Raw genomic sequence first — 21,075 nt, 5'->3', positions numbered from 1 at the left:
GGAAACCTTGTAGCTGTTAATGAGCCGTTTTCTTTTCCCGCTTCCATCGTTGATTGTTTACAGATAATATGAAAGAGGCTTGTCGTCGTCATTATCGGATGAAGTGTCAGAAGCGCTTGAATCTGCCGGTATTGAGTTTTGAGAAAACAACATTGCTTGTTGCTCGCTTTGTTCTTCCGCTTTACGGATTTTCTCCAATAGCGAAGTTTGCTCACCCTGCATCTTGGCGATGTTCTCCTTGTACTTATCCAATAAATCTGAGTCTTGAAGCTGCCGAATGGTCTCTTTGACTTCTTTCTCATCAGCCTCCTCACAGTTCTTTGCCCATTTTTGCAGGCGGACTAAGTCACGTGCGAGGACGGACTGCCCTGACATCTCAGTTTCGTCCGATGTGGACTCAATGGGCAGAATTAATTCCTCACGGGCGACCTCATTCTCATCAACTCGCTCCATCTCGAAATCAACGTCCATCTCGTTGTCCTCTTCCTTCATTTCCTCTTTCTTTTCGAAGTTCTGAGGTGCAAAATTATTACTATTCTGCTCTGAATTTTCAGATGAAGAAGCAGAGGGAACTTGTGGGATAATAGGGGAAAAGGAACGGCTTTTGCCAATCAGTACAAACTCGGCTTGATCTTCTGTTCCTTCTCCTTTTTGTCCGTCTTTTTCCTTCGTCGCTTCATTCTCTTTAGTCTGCTCATTGCTCTTTTTATTTTTCTTGATAAGGATGCCATACGGAGATACATACCGCATATAGAAGTACAGGATACCCAGCATTATCCAAATGATGATGAGTATCAGTATAAAACAGAAAAGTATTGTTTCCATCATAGTGTTATTGTTGTCTTGCGTCTTTGTTTTGCTGCCGCACTGTTGAGCAATTCCAAATGTTCACGCAGGTGTTCCCTAAGAATGTTGTCTATATATGCGGCTATGGAAACACGCTCCCCCAAGTCCTGCAACACGTTGCGCAGGTTCTGCAGCGTTTCCAGATTAATGGAGAAGGCTGTCCGCATTTGGGAGCGGACGGGATGAAAGTACAGGGAACGGTAGTCCTCTATGGAAAGGGAGGACACGCGGGGCTTTTCCATTCTCAGCTTCCTTTCCCGTTTCTGTTCCGTGTTCCCCGTTTCCTCTCTTTCTGTTTCATCTACCGGTTTTTCTTTTGCTGTTTTCGTTTCTTTCGTCTCTTCTAAATTATTATCTTCCTCCCCTGATGTTGCAGGGGAGGACTCAGTATCCTCGGAAAGGTCGAAGGAGTTTGGTATCGTGACAGGTTTCACCACGACATTGTCCTCTGCCATTTTCTTCAACTTGTTTTCCAGCTGTTGCTTTCTTTCCTCAATCGTTGCCATTTTCTGTTTTCGTTTTTAGGTTGAGACGTTGAATTATCTCATTGACGAGTTCGTCCAGCCCTGTACCCATTCGTAATCCCCTTGCAGGAGGCTGATAGGTAGAGCGGAACACTCCGCGCAGTCCGTATGTGGAAAGTTCGTGGGAGAAGCGGTGCATGGCATATACATAGCCAGGCAGGAGCGTGAGTTCGTATTCATGGATGAGCTTTGTATATTCATCGATGATGATGTTCCTTACTCTTCTGTCCACCTTGTTCCAGAACAGGGTAATGTCCTTTATCCGGGAGTCGGACATCGAAACTCCAATCTCCGTGATAGTCTTGGCGTATGCCAGACATGAAACCAGCGACTGAATATCGGCTTCAATCGGAGAAAGGATATAGTCCATCTGAAGGGACAGTTCCATCAGTTCGGTTGTTCTAGCATGTCCCGGGAAATCAAATATAACCAACTGGTACTTCTCGTTGCTGATACCGTCGATTTTACTTCGTGCAGTCCTGACGGCTTCCTTGGGTGCAGACTTGTAAATTCTGTATGCTTTTTTGCCGAGATGATGAAAGTACTCCTGCATGGATTTGGAAAGCTCTTCGCTCTCCTGAACGATACTTTTCTCACGTTCCCTCAGTTTGTAGAAAGAGTCTTGCGACAGGTCGCAGTCCATCACGAAGAGGTTGATGCCTTGCTCGTAGTACAATATGCTGCTTACGATTTCGGCAAGAGTACTTTTTCCCACTCCTCCCTTTTGGGAAGAGAAGCCCAGAAAAAGGGGGCGTTGTTCTTTGTTCTCCATAATGATAATTTCTTAGTTCATATTATTTGTCTATTTGATGTTTGGATATTCTCTCATTATTAAGAGTCATCAGCAGACAGTTTGCTCTGACTGTGTATGGTTCGGGCGATAGTCCAAAAGGACGATTTCAAGTTCTTACAATTTGTTGTATTGACAATAGTTTGTCATGACAATAAATTGTTATGAATATGTATTGTTCCTTCTTGTCATCTTTGGTGCAAGCAGGCGGTAATATGATATATCTTTTGCTTGTGTTATCATACTATTGTTCGCTCGTTCTGATTGCAAAATAAATGATATTTCTGCTGATTTTATTACAGCGATGAAGTGCAGGGAAATACGAGGAAAAAGAGTGAATATCGCTGATAATGAGATATTTGAAAATCTGCCGTAACTTTGCAGGCGAGAATAATACATGGAGGTAACGTCCCGAAGCAGACACCCCACAAGGGTGGATACTTCAATCGTATCAACTCTTGATATTGGCAAGGTGTGTCTTTGTCCGACAAACTCCGTTTCTGCCGACAAAGACCCTTGCCCCAAAGGGGAGAGAATTACTCCAAAGTCGTAATTAGATCAGGATAAAAACAATGAACGAAAAGATAGAACGATGGGACAGATGGGATACCCGTCTTCCCAACCCGAAAGACCAGCAAAGGGCAATTGATTTGTTTCAACGTTCGGGTGCAGAAACAAAGTCAGATTTCGTGCGTGGTCGTATTCTTGGAGAGAGTTTCAAGGTGATAACGGTGGATAAATCCGCAGTGGAATATTACCGAAAGCTCTCAGAACTGACAGCGCAAATCCATAAGATTGGTGTCCTCTATAACCAGACCGTACGCGCCATCAACAGCTATCACAGCGTAAAAACCGCACAGATTATGCTTGAAAAATTAGAAAATTTGTCGGCTCAAATTATCACCTTACAGGAGCAGGCTATCAGTCTGACTATAGACTACCGCAAAAAATGATAGCGAAGATTTCTGCAACGGAAAACCTCGGAGGAGCACTAGGCTACAACTTCAAAAAGGTGGAGAAAGGGGAAGCAAGCATTCTTCTTGCCCAAGGCTTGTATCAAAACAAAGAGGGAACATATACGATGGAGGACGTGCTTGCTGATATCCTGACTTCGTCACTCAAAAAATACGTATTTTACAACTAATTGATAAACAAAGTTTTGTATCTTTGCGTCACCTGTTTTTGGGTGACGCAAAAGGTTTTTTAACTATGTTTGTCAGAAAGAAAAGACATCGTTCTGGCAATATTGGAGTTATTGTTGTCGAGAAAATTGGAGGTAAAATGAAGGAACTTTCCACAATTGGAGTAGCATATAATGAAGACGAGGTCGAAAATCTTGTGAATGAAGCAAAAGAATGGATTACCAGAGAGAATTTACGCCGACATCCCCAGCTTGATCTATTCAGCGAGGAACGTGAGGCCTGCGACTGCGAGCGTGAAGAGGTTCGCCGTGTTCTGTCCAATGTCAGCAATATCCTTCTCAACGGATGCGACTTGATATTGGACCGCACTTTTGACAGGATTGGCTTCAACCGTATTGACGACGAAGTGTTCCGCAAGCTCGTGAAAGCCCGCCTGGCATATCCGACGAGCAAGGCTGCCACGGTTGAATACCTGAAAAACCATTTTGACGAAGATGTGGATCTCTCAAAAATCTATCGCTATCTTGACAAGCTTAGCGACCATCAGCACGAAATTGTACAGGATATAAGTGTGCACCATACCGCTAAACTGTTTGGTGGCAATATCGGCGTGTTATTCTATGATGTCACCACACTTTACTTTGAAGCAGATTATGAGGATGAATTACGAAAGACAGGTTTCTCGAAAGAGGGACGTCACAGTAATCCTCAAATCATACTTGGACTGCTTGTCAGCCTTGGTGGCTATCCGCTTGCCTATTGCATCCATGAAGGCAACAAATATGAGGGTCATACGATGCTGCCGACGATAAATGAGTTTGTAAGCAAATACGGATTGGAAAACTTCGTTGTGGTGGCAGATTCCGGTCTGATGAACAATGCCAACATAGCGGAACTTGAATCGCATGGCTACAAGTATATAATAGGTGCGAAGATAAAGAATGAAAGTCAGGAGGTCAAGAACTGGATACTGGAACAGTCCAAGCGCGACTGCCAGATGGTTGAATATGACAAAGGAGGCGGACGGCGTCTCTTGGTCGGCTATACTGATGATCGTGCAAAGAAAGATGCCTATAACCGCGAAAAAGGTATACGCAGGTTAGAAAAAGCTTACAAGCATGGTGTGCTCACTAAAGGCAACATCAACAAAAGAGGCTACAATAAGTTTTTATCCATAGATGGTGAAGTGAAAGTCGCTATCAACTATGACCGTGTTGCCGACGACTCCAAATGGGACGGCCTAAAAGGATATATCACCAATACGGATATGCCGATACAGAATGTATACACGGCATATCACAACCTTTGGCATGTAGAAAGGGCTTTCCGTATAGCAAAATCAAAGATAGAGATACGTCCCATGTTCCATTTTACACGCAAACGAATCGAGGCCCATATATGTATCTGTTTCGTGGCTTTGAAAGTATACAAGGAATTGGAGCGTATGCTGAAGGCCTCAGAGATTAAGATGAGCGTAGACAAGGTGCTTGCATTGGCAAAGACAATCACAACGATACAAATCAAGCTACCTCTGAACAAGGAGGTTTATACACAAACAATGCTGATGACAAGGCATCAGAAAATAGCTAAACTATTTGATGAGGATTTTTGGGTGACGCAATGACGAAGTCAGGAGAATTATCCGTATATTGGATATGGGCATCAGCTGCAAGCAGGAGAGTGTTTCACTGCGGATATGACGGAACGGCAGGCGGACTCCCTGCTCCGTGCTGACCTTTGGAAATGCTTTGAACACTTCAAAGGATATGGTAAGGATGCGCTGCTACTAACCTTGCTTGCCTACAATGTGGGCGTGGGGCGATTGCTTGGTTATGGCAAGCACCCCAAAAGCCGATTGCTGAAAAAGATAGAGGCTGGAGATAGGAACTTTTATCGGGAGTATGTCTCCTTTTGCAGGTATAAGGGGAAGGTGCTGTATGGATTAGTGAAACGGAGACAGGTAGAGTTTGCCTTGTTTTATGTAATTTGACAACTATTATAAAGTCTTTTACCAATGTAGTAGTATTATAAAAACTGATAGGTTTTTGGGAGCTTGCAAGAGAGGTATGATACAGGCACACACCTCTTCTTCTAAGTGGGTAATCGAATATCCAATAGATACATCGTTACCTTTGTATTTCATTTTTTTTCTTTAGTAGAGTTTTTTGCCATACCTATTTTATAATCCTACCATAGTTTCTAATCCAGATGAAATCCAATTATCTTCCTCTGTCTTCCAACCTAATATTTTTGTTACACACTTTTCATTCAGATAAGCCTCTATATGGGGTTTATTTACATACAATAGGAATCGCAGTACACTCTTGGCTGTTTGTTGTTTTTCCTCCTTAGTGAATAGAGATTCAAAATTGTTTAAAGTATATGTATGCTCCTCTTCATGACTCTCACCATTCAATGCAAGTCGGCACATAAAATTCTCATAATATACTCGTTTATCCTCTGGTATATTATTAAGTATTCCATCCATCCGTAGCATGGACTCAAAGGATTTATTATAACAGAAACTTGAAAAAGCCTCTAACATTCTTCGAATAAAATTACCAATGCTCATTTCCTGAATTTCATCTAAATCTTCTGGGTGCATGTTATTTGCATACTCAAAAACATGCGTTATTAACTTTTTATATTCGTTTCTCCCTTTTTGATCTTCTATACATTTATTTTTTAACTCAAGAAACGCCATCTTTCCTCGTTCATCATTCAGATCTCTTCTAATTTTAACTAAGTCAAATACAGATTGCAAATCGTGAGACATAACAAGTAGCCTACTATTTGCATTGCCTTTTGTTATGTTACAAAATTGATATCTCAATAATGACATTACGCCCAACCTGTTTCCATAGTCAAAACTTGATATAGGATCGTCTATTACTATTAAGTATTCCGATGCATATTTATCTTCATCTTTCTTTCCACTAAAGAGCATGGCAAAGAAATAACAAAGTCCCAATACATTTCGTTCGCCTACGCTAATTTTCTTGGGTTTTACCTTTTTCCCATTAGCCATGAGTTTATAACAACCCTCTCCTGCGACAAGTTGTATTTTTCGATTACTATAAAATACATACTGCAGTTCTTTGTTAATATATTCTAATGCTATGTCAGTCCGTTCTCTCTTCATTTTCAGCTCCTTGACATCTGCATCTATTTTATCCTTTTCCTCTTTCAGTTCCTGAGATTTCTTTAGAATCTGATTTTTGTTAGTTAAGGCTTTTTGGTATTGGTTTAATGTTAATGAGAACCGTTTCTTTGCCATAAGGTTATTTTCATGCCGAACTTTTACTAATAACTTATTCCGCTTGTTAACAGTGCCGTTAAATATTTCTACACATTTCCTTATTTGCTCTATCGCTGTTTCCCAAATAACACGAGCTTTAATATAATCATTGATTATCTCCTCCGTAAATGGTTTCTCTAATGGTTTATAAATATCTCGTCTCCGTTGTTCTATAATCTTCCAAATGATAGATAGCATTTTGTTTAATTTTTCCTTGGCTGTGATAGCATTATGGAGTTCTTTTGTATTCAAGTCGCCAGGGAATTTCGGAAAATCCATTTCTATTGCTGCAAAAAGGCTTTGTTCCGAAATTATCCTTGAAGTAAACTCTTTTGCTTCTTCCATTAGAATATGTGACAATACTTCTGATATAGAAGCTCTATCCTCTGTTGTAATTTCTCTTAAACAGAGTGGACAAAAACTCCAACCTTCTTCTAATATATGTTGGGTATGATTTAGTTCAAAATGTTGTTGTTCTTGGCTAATTTTTTTTAAAAGCTCCATCAAGCGATGCTCTCTTTCCGTCAATTCTGGTGAGTCTAAGGGTTTCTTGAGTAACACTGTTAGGTCATCCAAATTGTTAGGCAGCTTTAGTTCTCCTACATCCCAAATGATTGGTTGGGAATTCTCTGATTGCAAATATAAGTTTTTATCAGCCATTACTTGCTCTCGCAGTTCTGAATATGACTCTTTTGGTTCATCTATTTTTATCAATTTATCTATCAAATCTTCTGTAACACGACTTTTAACAGAATTACCTTTCAATTCACGGTCTATATCAGCCCATCCTCCTTCCTCACGCAGCCCATTCCGTATCTGTTCCCAATAATATAATGGTGATACGTTATCTTCTTTATTTTCATATTTCCTTAGTAGTTCTTCTTGTTGGTTAAGTTCTTCAACCTTTTTACTAAGTTTTTCATTATTCGCATTGATTTGTTCATCTAACTCAACTTGCTCTCCTAACATAATGATAGCATTGAGACCATCATCTTTAACCTTTATGTTATTCTGTAAAAAATCTTCGTCAAATACGAAAACATTAGGTTTATATTCATCTGTTATAGAAACATCACTACTCACGGTATAGTTTGTCTCCTTACCTTGTGCTATATTCTCTTCACGTTTAATTCGTTCTTCTTCAGTTTCACACAACTGTTTCAGACAGCGAGCTATTGTACTTTTACCGCTACCATTTCGACCATAGAGGATGCTTAATGAATCTTCATTGAAGAGCCGCAACTCGGTTTCTTCATCAAAATATCCTCCTTTTATATTTATTTTCTTAAAATTCTCAAACATAAAGTGATTTTTTGCAAATATACTTTTTTTTATTTAATTTCAATATAATAAATTGTATTTTGCGACTTTCTTTTGCTTCTTTACTTTGGTCGCCTGCTCGTTCAAAGACAAAGAAAAGAAGCCACACAATTTTTCGGTTTGCGTGGCTCTTGTTCTTATTCAAGATGCTATTTCTACACTTTCGTTATTCTATCTATTCTTTTATTGGGGTGCCTGTCAAATGCCCAGTTTATCTCATCATCGGGCAAAATGCTGTGAATACTTCCACCCATTACCAATCCGCAATTTTGCAGGACTTTCTGCCGTGCTTCCTCCTTGCTCTTTGCTACAACATCGAATACACCGTCAAAAACATATTCCGTATAGACTAAAAATCTTTGTTTCTTCATAAATTCTAATCTTAAAATTCAACCTTTAATAATCTGTATTCCTTTGGCTCTCCATTGGATAATTTACGGTGTTTGAGCCAAAAATGATGTGCACCATAACCGTATGCAAAGAACTTGTCAAGTTCCGTTTCTTCGGCTATTTTGCCTATTGCCGTCCTTAACTCTTCCTCGTTGCCGGATAGGGTTATCGCATTGATAACCCGAACAAGAATGGGAGGTATCTTATCCGACCAATTAAAAATGACGTTCTCTATCTCTGTTTTCATATCTCTGATAATTTAATGATTTATACTTTATGCCGTTGCCTTCATTCGTTGGCTGATTAGCCTGCGGTTGGCATTGACAAGGTTCACTATCTGTTCGTGATACTCCGTATTCTTGTTGCACACTCCACGACTTTGCACCACCTCAAATGATTTCAGTGATACCTCTATTGTTTCTATCCGCTTGCCCTCAATGGTAGCCGATAGGATTAGTGAGTCCTCTTTAAGATAATATTCGTTGGAAAATACGCAATGGTGCATGGTCGCTCCCTCTTCCAAATGCTCACGCACGCTCTCCAATACGTGGACTTGGATTGTGCCGTCGGTGAAATGGATACCGAAGAATTTGGATTTGAGCTCCTTGAAACGTTTTTCGTCTTCCATTGCCTTCTGCTGTTTTTGGGCTATCTCTTCCCTTTCCCTTTGTCTATTGAGTTCCTCCTGTCTGCGGTCGTGTTCGGCTTTGAGGTTGGTGGGACAAAGAAACTTCGGGCTGTGTATGTCCTTGTTCAATCTGCGGAGCATATCCACATAGTCGCACCAAAGGGAAATATCCGTTATATCGTAGCCGTTACGGACTGCAATCTTATAGGACTGCCAATACTCGTCAAACGCTCTTCTTTTGCCAAGGAAATAGCGTAGGTGGTCTGTACGTCCCGACTTTATCAATGTTTCGGCACGGCTGTCAGAAAGCAAGGCAGGAATGAGTGTTGTCGGGGGTATATTGTGAAAGTCATCCTTGAAACCATTTCTGCGAAGTGTGTCTGATACCTTGAACTTCGGATATATCTGCGAATAGGCTGCGTATCGGTAGGCTTCGTTGTCGTTGCGGATTGCCATAGGTGCACAATAGGAGAATGTATCAACGTATCTTCCCAATACTCTCTGAACGGCAACAATCGTCTTTCGTCCTTGTGCGTTCCACCAATACTGACCGATTTCAAGCACATAGTGTCCAGCCTTGCAGCCTTTCTCCATTTCAGCCACGAGGAGGAACATCCGCAACACTTGGTATTCTCCGCAAGCGGTAAGTGTTGTGAAATAGTGCTTCTGCTGCAATTTCCTTTGGAATGTTTCCTTGACCTGCAACTTTGCCCTGCAATGAGGGCAAGTGCAAGTTTCTCTATGTTTGTTCATTACCCAACTATGCCCACAATCCATACAAGTGGTGCGACCTTTTGGCAAACGGTAGGCGAAGTGGTCTATGCACTCACGGAATGCCCACTTGGTTTGTATCTTGGTTATCGGGCAAAGATACTTGCTTTGTTCCAAAACTGCTTTTTCAAATTTGTTTCTCGGTTTCATAGGCTTAAAAATCAAATAGTGATGGTTGTACATGGGTTGCTACATTCTCGGTCTTTTTAACTCGTGCCTTACGACTCTGTAACTTGGCAAGTTCCTCACGCTGATATTGCTTAATGGCTTCCTGCCTTGCTTCGGCTTTTTCTTCCTCCGTTAGTTCCACAACGTGATTAACGGCAACTTGGCAAGAAACAGCCTTGCCGACCTCTATATCGTCCTCATCGTAGTAGTGAACAGCCATAGAGAAAATTTCATCATCATCAAAGCCGTTGCAACCGCTTTTCTGCACTTCATTAAGAATGTAGGTGATGCACTCCTCGATATTCTTGTTAGGTTTCATCAAGTTGGGGGCAAACAAGGGGTCTGTCATAGCACGCTGATTGAGATACTCGGCTATTGTCCGTGTGAAATGTTCTGTTCCTTTCATTGTCGTATATGTTTTGATGTTGTTAATACTTGGGAATTTCCACTATCTGATTGATACGTCCATATAGGTAGGCTCTTAGGCTTGTTCTGTCGGGTGCGTAATACTCTGTCCATTGTCCGTACTGATTGACAAGATATTTCTTCAGTACATCAAAGAAGTCAAAGCGATAGCCTTGCAGGGGAACGGCTGTGCGGAAATAGGTATTAGAGTTCACCGCTTCACATAGCCAATTCTTTTCTTCACGGCTCATACACTCGCCACGATTGAGTTTCATACGTAGGAGATATACTTTGCTGTTACAAAGGTTCTCCAAAGGGGGAACGTCCCATTGTACAAACTTAATTGCCAACACTTGCTCACTTTTTTCAGCCACAGGGTTAATGCGGTAATGAGAGGAGGAGCTATATCCTTTGCTGTTCATCGAAGATGTTGTATTTACCTTTTGCTTATCCATAGCGACATTTTTTTTTTGCGTCCAAAGATCGGAGTATGCTGATTCCTTTTTGTAGCAAAATCAAGGTAGCGGGGCGGGCTTGCACAAGGTTTTGTCGGAAAATACTACCCGTAGGTGTGGAGATTTTCCAGACAAACCAAGCGGCACAGACCTTTTGAAAGCCACAAGCCCCGTACTACCTTTGCGGATAAAAAGGGAACAGCATCCGCTTCTCCTTGTCATCGCATATCGTGGAGCATTGAAAAAGAAGCAAAAGTGCAACGCTCGTAGTGGAATATAGAAAAGGTGGCTATCTCAAAATGCGAGATAACCATCTGATGAAATAAAACGAAGGTTTTACAGAGCCGTGCTTCTCAAAGCACGCAGAACAGGATGACACAGACAATCGCCAGCCAGAAGAGAATGCTCAGCAGCGTAAATGCCACTTTCAGAATTACCCTGACTATAAAGCGTAGTATCAGAAAACCTGCAATAACTGACACGACAGTTACGACTTGTGGCGTTACTATCTTTGAGATCAGCCAAATGGCACCGATAACGATGGAAAGCAGGATTGCGAGTTCGATAAAGCGTGTCCAAGAGAAATGGCGGACTTGCTTGGGAGAAGTCGGCTGCTGCTTGTTCTTATCGGTTTTGTTCGATGCGTCTGCCTTGATGAAGGCAGGTGTGTGAACGATTTCGTTAAGCCGTGAGGACAATGGAAGCTCGCTTCTATTGTCTCGGCGAGAAATCGCACTTTTAAGAACGTCTTGATTCATGATGATTGTATTCATATCGGAGCTTTTTATAGTTTCAAGAGCAGTTACAAGATGCGCAGACTACACAAAGACAAGTGTTTGAAAAAACTCTTGGCGTGTGGAGTGGAGCGTTTATCTTGGCTCTTGACACTACAAAAGCTCCAGATGGTGCTACATCAAGTCATGTTCTCACCGCCTATCGTTGGCAGACCATTGACCTCGATGAGCAGAACTATTGTTCCTGTCAGTTCGGTGTAGAGTTTCTCATACTCTGGAGTTGCGCCAAAGTCGTCTGTCAGTTCATACTTATCGAAAACGCTTTGCACAGCCTTATTCTTCAGAAGCATTGGTGTTAGTCTTTCGGGGAGTGGAGAAGGAAGTTCTTTCTCGAACTCATTCTCTAAGACAGACACAAGTGTGTCGTACTTGGAAAAGTGAAGTCCTCGATACAAGACTTCACTTGCCATGGTCTCTGCTTCAAGATGTGAGAAACTTTGCGCCACTGCATCACAGTAGGTGGTAAGGGCTTCATCGGCTCTTGCCGTTATGAATTGGTTATCACTCAGCATTTCGGGGAAATGCTCACCGAGATAGTTCTCCAACTTCAGGCGGAAGTAAGATAGTTCTTTCTTGGTTTCCATAAATCTCTTATTTTAGAATTATACATTTTATTATATTATCAAATGCCCATTGCCTTATTGAACTTGCCGAGTTTGTCAGCAAGCTGTTCCATGTCATGCTCCACTTTCTTATTGGTTATGCGTAGGCTCGGCAGTCGGCGCCGTTCCACCTTTCGGTGGTAGGTTTCCGACAGCCTGCCTCCGAACCGTACTTACACGTCTCCATGTATACGGCTCTCCGCCCATAACGGCATTTCAGCTATTCTTCGCATGAATCATATTATGACATTCAACGCAAACAATTAAAGACTTTCTATGCATTTTGAGCATTTTTCGTTCCCATTCGGTTTTACCTCTCAAAGCCGAGAGTTTTCTGACATGGTGTGAGACAACATTTCCTTCTTTTCCGCATAACTCACACTTATTTGCAGTCAGTCTTTCGATTAGACTCATGGTTGGAGTGTTGAACAAGTAGGGTAAGTTGTCACATTTTTGAGTTCCCAAGTCGGTAATACGCTTGAAGCCCTCATTGTAGAATACTCTTGGTTTGCGTTCGCCTTTCTTGTCCGTGTACCACACCACAAATTTATCGTCTTCACGATACTTGTTTGCTATGGTTCTAACGGAGCTGTTAAGTTTTTGCGCAAATGTCTTTAGCATACTGAACTTCATGATACATCCAAAAGAACGCCCAAGAGCCGATGCATTGTTTGCAATGGAGTAGTAGTTGTAGAATCCTCTGATTTCTGTGTTGAAACGTGCTACTATATCTTGTGGCTCATTGTCTATCAGGTATGTTCTACCTTTAGACATCCACACCTCTTTGCCATTTCGTGTTTTCACATTCATGGCTTCAAGACTCAGTAACTTCTTCTTTATCACTTCTCGTGATACGTGTAGTATCACATTACCATTACGATGTCTACGAGTTTCTCGTCTTGCATTTTTCTGCGTCGTGTAATCTTTACGGACTGATATTTCATAGCCGAGAAATTTTGCACAATCTTGTGCGTTGGTTATCAAGGTCTTTTCTTGCGACATCTCCAACTTTAGCTTCTCTTGCATAAATTGTGTAACATCAGCCTTGATTTTCTCGCACTCTACTTTATTTCCAATGACCCCTATAAGGAAATCATCAGCGTAGCGTACATATTTCAATCTACGGAAATTCTCATCCATATCGTTACCGCTCGGCATGGTCAGTATTTGCTGTTGCTTACTACGAAGTTCCTCTCGCATTGCTTCCAATATATCAACATCCGTCACTTCCTTGATTCTCTTCTTTAGATAATAAACACGGTTGTTCAGTTTGCCAATGTCCTTGTTGCGATGTCTAACTTTGCCCTTATGGAAATCTTGTGCATACTTCTCCATATACTTGTCGAACTTGTCCAGATAGATATTAGCCAGTATTGGGCTGATAATTCCACCTTGAGGCGTGCCCGAATAAGTTTTATTGAAATGCCATTCTTCCAAATATCCAGCGTTGAGAAATTTACGTATTAACCGAAGAAAACGCTCGTCAGATATGCGTTCTCTTAGAATTTCTATCATCACGTCATGGTTGATGTTGTCAAAGAAACTTTTTATGTCTCCCTCTATGAACCACTTTGTCCCGTTGAAATTATTCTGTAGACTTTTCAGTGCCGTGTGGCAGCTTTTGTGTGGTCTGAAACCATGTGAGGTCCATTCAAAATATCCTTCATATATGGCTTCCAGTACCATTCTCACTACCTCTTGCACTAATTTATCTGCAAACGTAGGGATACCGAGCGGACGTAACTTTCCGCTCTTCTTCGGTATATAAACCCTCCTTGCTGGTTTAGGGCTATAGACTTCGCTTTTGAGGCTGTCTATTAATGCGTGTACCTTGTCAATGCTCATGCCGTCCTCCGTTTGTCTATCAGTACCAGGTGTCATATTGCCTGGTTTTGCATGGATGCGCTGATATGCTACTAAGAACATCTGCTCATTGAACAGGATACGATAGAGTCTTTCGTATTTGTAACTTGACTCGTTGCTGTGTTCAGCTAAAATGTTTAATACGTGCTCGGGATTTCTCATACGTCTCTCACGTTTTCCGTTGTTTGTACTAAAGTTATGGACTGTTCCCCTTCGCCATGTACAAGCCGTTAACTTGCTCAGACTACTACGGGAACTCCGTTGCCATATCAGATATTCAGAGACCAACTCTCATAGCCTTTGAGGCGTTCTGACTTAGGCAATCCCCAGTTAGTTTCACTTGATAACTATTAGCGTGACATATTGTCGGATGCGACTTTCGTTCTTGTCCGCTTATCGCGGCTGTGTCATAGTCGGTTCTCAATGCTCTGCACTAACGCACACAATAGGCAGAGTACTATGAAATAGCGTATATAAAAGCCTTCCGCTATTGCAAGATGTGGTACCACCGAACTATCGTTCAACCAATCAAGGCTTCATCCTCATATATGTCGTTTCGTCTTGCCCTTCAGTAGCTACTCGGCTATTAGTAGACTTAGGGCTTTAATCAGCATGCTACACTCCCCGTTAGGTTTCCCATTCGGATAAGCTGATTGACGATAGGATTATATTGAACCCAATCCTAACTTCCTGCTAAAGAAGTATTTATCAAGCGACCATTCTGGGCGCACGGGCATAAATCTGTGTTATTCTGATGTTCGTATGTCCGAGCATCTTAGACACAGACTCCATTGGAACCCCTTTGGATATAGACATAGTGGCGAAAGTATGTCTTGCCATGTGGAAGGTGAGATTCTTCTTGATTCCACAAAGGTCGGCAATTTCTTTCAAATATGAATTGATACGTTGATTGCTCATCATTGGAAATACCGTAAGCATCCAATATTAGCCGACTTTCACACCAACAAATAACCCTTATACGTCTGGCAGCATATAAGGGTTATTTGTTATTTGAAGTTTGAAGGTAGCATTTTCGTGAGTTCCTCCTCCGTCATATCGGGCAGGGGCTTTGAAAGGATTTCCTTCATCCATTTGTATGGCTCTATGTCTGCTTCCCTGCAACATGCCATGAAGGTATAGAAGATGGCGTTGTTCTCCGCTCCCTCATTGTTACCACAGAACAGGTAGTTCTTTCTTCCAAGCGTGATGGGCCTAATGGCCTGTTCCATAAGGTTGTTGTCTATGTTGAAGCGTCCGTCCTGCACATACCTACCTATGCGTATCCATACGGCGAAGGCATAACGCAGCGCCTTCTCCATAGCTTCGCCTGGGGTGTACTGTTTGTGTACATCCAACATATAGGTCTCCAAATACTTAAGAATGGGGTAAGCTTTAGCCTTTCGTTCTGTCTCCACTTCCTCGGGTGGTGCTTTCTTGTGTTTGAGGTTTTCCTCCAACTCATAAAGCGTGGCTATCGTTTCGATGATATGGGCGGCGTTCTTATCGTCAGTCGCCAGATGTTCGAACTTACGTCTCACATGTGCCATACATCCTAACAGCACGATGCCCTGAACGTTCTCAAACCTGCTGTAGACCTCATACCCATCAGACTGTATGGCACCCTGGTAGCCCTTGAAGAGTTCATTTGCCACAGCGCCCGACCGCGCCCCGTCCTTCCAATGGAAGAACACACCCTGGGAGTGCATGGCGTCACGCACGCCCCACAGGTATCCCTTGCGCGTCTTTCCCTTGCGGTCGGCAACCTGCACGCTGGTCTCGTCAACCTGAAGGTAAGAACTTTGCAGGATCTGTCTTACTTGAAGTTTGTAAAGTGGATAAAGTGCATCGGCGGCATTGTGAACCCAGCTGTTGACGGTTGAGGTGGGGATGTTCACGCCCAGTTCCTTCCATCTTTCACATTGCCTATACTCGGGCTGGTGATAGGCGAACTTGGCGGTGATGATTTCGGCGAGCAGGGAAGCGTCGGCAAAACAATCCACTGCTTGCTTTTTCAAGGGGGCGTTCAGGATGTCGACCTTCGCATCCGTTGGCCGGGCTTCCTTTAGGCGGCAGATGACACGATCTTCTACCCTGACATAAAAGGATGAGGGACGCAGACACAGATGCTCACTTCTGTCATGTCCGATGATAGCCATGCGCTCAGCATCATAATCCTCTGGGTATATCTCCGTCACCTGTCGCTCTATGTTCTCGGGAACATAGGAGGCGTAGGCCGTACCCTTTCTGGAAGGGCGGCTCACACGGCGTGATGACCTGCGTTGTCCGGACTGCTGTTTTATCTCCTTGATGATGGGAAGGGCTTCTACCCGAGCCAGAGAACCCTCTTTGGCCCACTGCTCGTCAAAAAGCGTACCCGTCCAGTCGCTTGCACTCTCAGGCAGGCGTTTCTCGCTGCGCCTGCCAAATACCATGCGCTCAAGTTCAAGAATACGACGGGACTTTTGTTCCAGCTCAGCATCCTTAACCTTAAGCTCAGCATCCCTTTGCTCAAGAAGTTTAACAACAGCTTCCCGAGTGAGAGAATGGTAGTCAGATGTCATTGTGCAATAAGGCATATCCATTACATTATCAGTTCTTTATACAATGTAAAGGTGCGAAAAATATCTGACACTGGCAAGAAAATACTAAGATTTGTTGTATCTTTTTCTTCGGTAGCAATTAGGATTTATACCTTCAATATAGAGTACCAGTTCGTCCCAGCGAAGTTCATAAAATCCAGTTCTCGCCCGTATGATTTTAGGACTCAGGCAACCCTGTACCATCTGTTTATGATAGACGACAAAACCACAGCGTTCCCAGTGCAGCAATTTGATTCGGTTACGGGATCGATTGTAGAAAACGTAGACAACACCATCAGAAGGATTGAAGTCATTGCTACGTACCAATTGGGACAGGCGAAGAATACCCTGACGCATATCCACAGGAGTGCAACAAACCCGAAAAACATTTGTTTCGTTGAGTACAAACATAAGTTTTTCGGGCAAAGGTAGTAAAGCAAGAATGCTACACAAAGGCGGCTAATATTGGATGCTTACGAAATACCTTTCCACCTTTTCTGTTAATGTCATAATACTTTCTTATGATGGCAAGGGGAATATCCAGCAGCATGACATTTTCATCTACGCTTGTCTTATACCTCTTGGTGATAAGCCACTGTCTGTCTTCGACAGTAACAATCTTATCGTAGGTAAGATTATATACGTCAATGTAGGCTAATCCTGTAAAGCAGGAAAAAATAAAAATATTCTTTACTAACTCCAGCCGTTCTATGTCAAAGTGCTTCTTCATAATACGGAGTACCTCTTCTTCTGTGAGGTAGCCACGATCTACCAATTCATAGCGCAGCTTGTGATTCGCAAATGGATCATGCATGATAAGTCCTCTGTTCCTCGCATAGTTCACGACCGTTTTCAGGTTTCTCAATTTCTTGGTGGTTGTGTTATGTACACCACCTACAACGGATGTAAGGTATAATTCGAAGTCCTGAACAACGGCACTTGTCAGTTCTGTCAGTCCAATATCCTTACGATGATACTTTGCTTGTAGGAAGCTTTGAAAGTTCTGCCTCACCACCTTGTACTTATAAAACGTCCCCTTTGTCAGTGTCTTACCAACTTGTTGCGTAATGGCGTCAATATATTTATCAAAGATAGGGAGAAAAGTTGTAAATTCCTTATCTGTTCCAAGAAACACTGACCTGATAAGATCTAAGGACAAGCTTTCAGAGGTTTCATATTTCCTATAGATCTGCATCAAAGTTGTTGTCATTGCATCTATTGATGCATTGACGGAGAGAGCATCTGCCGTTCTACCAATCATTCTGCTGGTTTTGTTGCTCCATTTAGATTTGTCCACGAAAATTTTAGTGGATCCAAGATTAGCCATTTCGCCTCCGAGATAAATTCGGAGCATTACAGGCGATTTTCCTTCTTTGTTCTCGTAGTTGGAACGTAGGTAGTAGGACACCTTGAAAGTCGTTTTCATAACGCATCATTTTTAGTGTAGCTTTCTTGGCTACAAAGTTCGACATAAATTGTTGAAAACGAGATATTTGTATGCCGTCAATTTGGTAGTCATTTTCCATTCACTGCTACATTTTTTTGCGAGCCTGCTTTTGTGTAGCAGTTTCTGTAGCAGAAAATGACCGAATGATGACTATCAAAAGGTATGGTTTGGCAGTCAAACGAATATGGATAAAAAACAAAAAATCGCTGTAAAACCTTGATTTTACAGCGATTATCCTTGTTTTGAAGGCTAAAATGACGTGTTGTTTGACATCCTCTTGAAACCTCTTTGTGGACCAGCCTGGGCTTGAACCAGGGACCTCCAGATTATGAGTCTGTTGCTCTAACCAACTGAGCTACAAGTCCGAGAATTCATTGAAATTCGGATGCAAAGATAATAAATAAAAAGGAAATAGCGTATAGGTAAAGCCTATTTTTTTTACGTTTTAACACTATTTGAGGTGCAGAAGCCCTAGGTTAGGGTGCTTTTATGTATCTTTGCACGAGGATATTCCTAATACTTTATAAGGCAAAAACAATGCAAAAACAAATTAAGAATATTATTTTCGACCTTGGTGCAGTACTTGTCAATCTCGATATAGAATGTTGTGTCCGTGCCTTTGAGCATATTGGAGCAGAGAATGTGGCTTCAATGATAAAGAATCACCACCTTACTGACCTAATACTAGATACTGAACTCGGAAATATCGATCAACAAACGTTTTGCAATCGTGTACGCCTCCTTGTCGAAAAGAATCTTTCTGACAAAGATATTATTGGGGCTTGGAATGCTTTGCTGACTGGAATACCCAACAAAAAGAAACAGCGGTTGCTCGATTTGCGCAAACAATATAATATCTTCCTTCTTTCCAACACTAATTATATGCACTGGCAAAAATGTGCGAACGACTTCTTTCCTTATAAAGGATTTGGCGTGAAAGACTATTTCAATGCCATTTTTCTCTCTTATGAGATGCACCTTTACAAACCTAATCCCGATATTTTTAAAGAAGTTTTGCTACAAGCTAACATTGTTGCTAACGAGACATTATTTGTTGACGACAGAGTTGAAAATTGCCTAGCGGCAAGCAAACTCGGCATTCATACTTACCAAAATGAACATCCTGATGATTGGTTGACAGTGGAAGCGTTATCAATATAAAACAGTAAGCATAGTGAATAAGCTATATTTAAATAAAAGAGAACAAAAGCACCTTACCGCTTTGGTTGCCACAATCGGTTTCTTCGATGGTGTGCATCGTGGTCATCAGTTCTTAATTGAGAATGTAAAACGGATTGCAAAACAAGCAGGTATGCAATCGGCTGTGATCACTTTCGATTTGCATCCACGCCAAGTGTTGCATCCCGATCAGTCGCCGTCCCTACTTTCATCGCTCGATCAAAAGCTCGCACACATCGAAGCGACAGGTATAGACAATTGCATTGTACTTCATTTCGACAAAGCTTTATCACAGCTTTCGGCAAAAGAGTTTATGCAAACTATTCTGAAAGAACAACTTAATGTGCAAAAACTCGTCATAGGCTATGACAATAAGTTTGGACATAACCGTACGGAAGGCTTTGAAGATTATCAACGTTATGGGAAAAAGCTTGGCATAGAAGTTGTAGAAAACATGGCGTTAGACACCGCAGACGAGCATATAAGTTCATCAGTGGTGCGCAAACATATCAAAAATGGTGAAATTAAAGCAGCTAATCACGACCTAGGCTATATATATACGCTAGAGGGAAAGATCGTTACAGGTTTCCAAAATGGGCATAAGCTAGGTTACCCCACAGCAAATATGGATCCTAAGACATGCCTTCAACTCCTACCTGCCGATGGTGTTTATGCAGTGAAAGTGAAAACAGATCTGTCAGAAACGTGGCTCGATGGTATGCTCTACATTGGTGTTCGCCCTACATATAACGGTAATGCGCTTTGCATCGAAACTAATATATTCAACTTTGACAAGGAGCTTTATGGACATAATATCAAACTAGCACTCATCGACCGAGTACGAGACGATAAGAAATTTGAGTCCTTAGAAGCACTTTCCCTACAATTGGGCGAAGATAAATTGAAGTGCGAAGAAATATTAAAAGATGAGTCTTCAAAAAATCATTCATAAACCATCGGAATTTCATTCATAAATAATTTGAAATTCATTCATAAAAAAATAGAGATTTATTAATTCGTAAAATGAAAGATAAACAACTCGTATCCAACCTCCTTTACGCTATCCTTTTTGCAGGTCTTTTTATGCTTTTGCAAATAGGTTTCACCACACTTGGTGCGGTGGCATATTCCTTTGCCGCACATATTGACTTTGCTGCCGTCATGGCATCGCTTCAGACTGGCGAAAATAGTATCTTGCTCAGCGTAACAACTGCTCTTAGCAGTATTGCCACGATTATCCTTTTTCTAAAAAGAGATTGGGCAAACGTATCTAATACATATCTTAAAACGCATCCTTGGGGAGTAGTAATATGGGCAGCATTACTAGCCCTCGGCTCTATCCTACCCTTTGAATACATTTACGAACGCATCAACATTTCGATGCCCGAACATTATCAAGAGCTGTTTCAAAACATTATGAAAGAGCCATGGGGATATATTGTTATTGGTATTTTAGCACCTATCACAGAAGAACTAGTTTTTCGAGGAGCTATCTTACGTGCATTATTAAAAGGCTTTGGAACCTATAAACACTGGGTGGCTATCTTCGTTTCTGCCCTCATCTTCGGGCTTATCCACATGAACCTTGCGCAAGGGGTTCATGCCTTCTTCCTTGGTTTAGTACTCGGATGGATGTATTATCGCACGGATAGTATTATTCCTGGCATTGCGCTCCACTGGGTTAACAATACCGTGGCTTATCTGATGTTCCACCTTATGCCACAAATGTCAGATGGCAAACTCATCGACTTTTTCCACGGTAGCGACAGGCTGATGTATGGCGGACTATTTTTCTCGCTCTGCATCTTTATCCCTTCGCTCTTCCAACTTGCTCTACGCATGAAGAAAGCAAAATAAAAAATACAACAATAGCA

Annotated in this window: 19 protein-coding genes, 1 tRNA gene and 5 pseudogenes; 7 read left to right on the top strand and 18 right to left on the bottom strand. The window is 41.8% G+C overall.

Annotated features, from left to right (window positions below; translation table 11 throughout):
- Positions 1-57 precede the first annotated feature (57 nt).
- Genes PREBIDRAFT_RS07810 through PREBIDRAFT_RS07800 form a run of 3 tightly spaced genes read right to left on the bottom strand, consistent with a single transcriptional unit; the run spans position 58 to position 2,142 of the window.
- Positions 58-828, bottom strand: a complete 771-nt coding sequence (locus tag PREBIDRAFT_RS07810) for a hypothetical protein (protein ID WP_004339618.1) — start codon at positions 826-828, stop codon at positions 58-60.
- Entirely contained in the window at positions 825-1,352 is a 528-nt protein-coding gene (locus PREBIDRAFT_RS07805; RefSeq protein ID WP_004337247.1) for a DUF3408 domain-containing protein, read from the bottom strand. Before PREBIDRAFT_RS07805 ends, PREBIDRAFT_RS07810 begins: the two co-directional genes overlap by 4 nt.
- Positions 1,339-2,142, bottom strand: a complete 804-nt coding sequence (locus PREBIDRAFT_RS07800; RefSeq protein ID WP_004337248.1) for a division plane positioning ATPase MipZ — start codon at positions 2,140-2,142, stop codon at positions 1,339-1,341. The genes PREBIDRAFT_RS07805 and PREBIDRAFT_RS07800 overlap by 14 nt, the downstream gene beginning before the upstream one ends.
- Before the next feature lie 590 nt (positions 2,143-2,732).
- On the opposite strand from PREBIDRAFT_RS07800, the gene PREBIDRAFT_RS07795 reads away from it, so the two are divergent.
- The 4 genes and pseudogenes from PREBIDRAFT_RS07795 to PREBIDRAFT_RS07780 form a co-directional block, all read left to right on the top strand.
- A complete protein-coding gene (locus PREBIDRAFT_RS07795; RefSeq protein WP_004337249.1) occupies positions 2,733-3,113 on the top strand; it encodes a plasmid mobilization protein in 381 nt (126 codons plus the stop codon).
- Positions 3,110-3,265: pseudogene (locus PREBIDRAFT_RS07790) on the top strand (relaxase); the annotation flags it as partial. The gene PREBIDRAFT_RS07795 and the pseudogene PREBIDRAFT_RS07790, both read left to right, overlap by 4 nt.
- A 104-nt stretch (positions 3,266-3,369) precedes the next feature.
- A complete protein-coding gene (locus tag PREBIDRAFT_RS07785; RefSeq protein ID WP_004339611.1) occupies positions 3,370-4,926 on the top strand; it encodes an IS1634 family transposase in 1,557 nt (518 codons plus the stop codon).
- Positions 4,927-4,935: 9 nt separating this feature from the next.
- Positions 4,936-5,292: pseudogene (locus PREBIDRAFT_RS07780) on the top strand (glycoside hydrolase family protein); the annotation flags it as partial.
- A gap of 189 nt (positions 5,293-5,481) precedes the next feature.
- On the opposite strand, the gene PREBIDRAFT_RS07775 reads toward PREBIDRAFT_RS07780, so the two are convergent.
- The 15 genes and pseudogenes from PREBIDRAFT_RS07775 to PREBIDRAFT_RS07705 form a co-directional block, all read right to left on the bottom strand.
- Positions 5,482-7,902, bottom strand: a complete 2,421-nt coding sequence (locus PREBIDRAFT_RS07775) for an AAA family ATPase (protein WP_004338076.1) — start codon at positions 7,900-7,902, stop codon at positions 5,482-5,484.
- Positions 7,903-8,075: 173 nt separating this feature from the next.
- A complete protein-coding gene (locus PREBIDRAFT_RS07770) occupies positions 8,076-8,291 on the bottom strand; it encodes a hypothetical protein (protein WP_004338075.1) in 216 nt (71 codons plus the stop codon).
- Positions 8,292-8,302: 11 nt separating this feature from the next.
- Positions 8,303-8,557 (bottom strand): hypothetical protein, encoded by a 255-nt coding sequence (locus PREBIDRAFT_RS07765; RefSeq protein ID WP_004338074.1) that lies wholly within the window; start codon positions 8,555-8,557, stop codon positions 8,303-8,305.
- Between the two features lie 27 nt (positions 8,558-8,584).
- Positions 8,585-9,859 (bottom strand): PcfJ domain-containing protein, encoded by a 1,275-nt coding sequence (locus PREBIDRAFT_RS07760; protein ID WP_004339607.1) that lies wholly within the window; start codon positions 9,857-9,859, stop codon positions 8,585-8,587.
- A gap of 4 nt (positions 9,860-9,863) precedes the next feature.
- Entirely contained in the window at positions 9,864-10,283 is a 420-nt protein-coding gene (locus tag PREBIDRAFT_RS07755) for a PcfK-like family protein (protein ID WP_004338072.1), read from the bottom strand.
- Positions 10,284-10,305: 22 nt separating this feature from the next.
- Complete coding sequence (locus PREBIDRAFT_RS07750) at positions 10,306-10,737, bottom strand: hypothetical protein (RefSeq protein ID WP_004338071.1); 432 nt, start codon at positions 10,735-10,737, stop codon at positions 10,306-10,308.
- Positions 10,738-11,090: 353 nt separating this feature from the next.
- A complete protein-coding gene (locus tag PREBIDRAFT_RS07745) occupies positions 11,091-11,510 on the bottom strand; it encodes a hypothetical protein (RefSeq protein ID WP_004339603.1) in 420 nt (139 codons plus the stop codon).
- 140 nt (positions 11,511-11,650) lie between these two features.
- The gene (locus PREBIDRAFT_RS07740) at positions 11,651-12,115 is read right to left on the bottom strand and encodes a DUF1896 domain-containing protein (protein WP_004338067.1); all 465 of its coding nucleotides are present in this window, start codon (positions 12,113-12,115) and stop codon (positions 11,651-11,653) included.
- Positions 12,116-12,153: 38 nt separating this feature from the next.
- Positions 12,154-12,237 (bottom strand): annotated as a pseudogene (locus PREBIDRAFT_RS11885) (tyrosine-type recombinase/integrase); the annotation flags it as partial.
- Between the two features lie 112 nt (positions 12,238-12,349).
- Entirely contained in the window at positions 12,350-14,158 is a 1,809-nt protein-coding gene (locus PREBIDRAFT_RS07735) for a reverse transcriptase/maturase family protein (protein WP_004339602.1), read from the bottom strand.
- A 567-nt stretch (positions 14,159-14,725) separates the two neighbouring features.
- A pseudogene (locus PREBIDRAFT_RS07730) lies at positions 14,726-14,926 on the bottom strand (tyrosine-type recombinase/integrase); the annotation flags it as partial.
- Positions 14,927-15,003: 77 nt separating this feature from the next.
- Positions 15,004-16,428, bottom strand: coding sequence for an IS66 family transposase (tnpC, locus tag PREBIDRAFT_RS07725; RefSeq protein ID WP_244864321.1), 1,425 nt, complete (start codon positions 16,426-16,428; stop codon positions 15,004-15,006).
- Between the two features lie 213 nt (positions 16,429-16,641).
- Positions 16,642-16,986, bottom strand: a complete 345-nt coding sequence (tnpB, locus tag PREBIDRAFT_RS11165) for an IS66 family insertion sequence element accessory protein TnpB (protein WP_004339067.1) — start codon at positions 16,984-16,986, stop codon at positions 16,642-16,644.
- Positions 16,987-17,035: 49 nt separating this feature from the next.
- Positions 17,036-18,001: pseudogene (locus tag PREBIDRAFT_RS07715) on the bottom strand (phage integrase SAM-like domain-containing protein); the annotation flags it as partial.
- A 312-nt stretch (positions 18,002-18,313) separates the two neighbouring features.
- A tRNA-Ile gene (locus PREBIDRAFT_RS07705) sits at positions 18,314-18,387 on the bottom strand.
- Positions 18,388-18,559: 172 nt separating this feature from the next.
- Here PREBIDRAFT_RS07705 and PREBIDRAFT_RS07700 point away from each other — a divergent pair.
- The 3 genes from PREBIDRAFT_RS07700 (at position 18,560) to PREBIDRAFT_RS07690 (ending at position 21,058) form a co-directional block, all read left to right on the top strand.
- On the top strand, positions 18,560-19,183 hold the full coding sequence (locus PREBIDRAFT_RS07700; protein ID WP_004339599.1) for an HAD family hydrolase: 624 nt from the start codon (positions 18,560-18,562) through the stop codon (positions 19,181-19,183).
- A gap of 13 nt (positions 19,184-19,196) precedes the next feature.
- Entirely contained in the window at positions 19,197-20,153 is a 957-nt protein-coding gene (locus PREBIDRAFT_RS07695) for a bifunctional riboflavin kinase/FAD synthetase (RefSeq protein WP_004338634.1), read from the top strand.
- Between the two features lie 71 nt (positions 20,154-20,224).
- Positions 20,225-21,058: a CPBP family intramembrane glutamic endopeptidase gene (locus tag PREBIDRAFT_RS07690; protein WP_004338635.1), complete on the top strand. Its 834-nt coding sequence runs from the start codon at positions 20,225-20,227 to the stop codon at positions 21,056-21,058.
- Positions 21,059-21,075 lie beyond the last annotated feature (17 nt).

Source organism: Prevotella bivia DSM 20514 (assembly GCF_000262545.1).
GTDB lineage: Bacteria > Bacteroidota > Bacteroidia > Bacteroidales > Bacteroidaceae > Prevotella > Prevotella bivia.
This window is presented reverse-complemented; position numbering and strand designations above follow the sequence as displayed.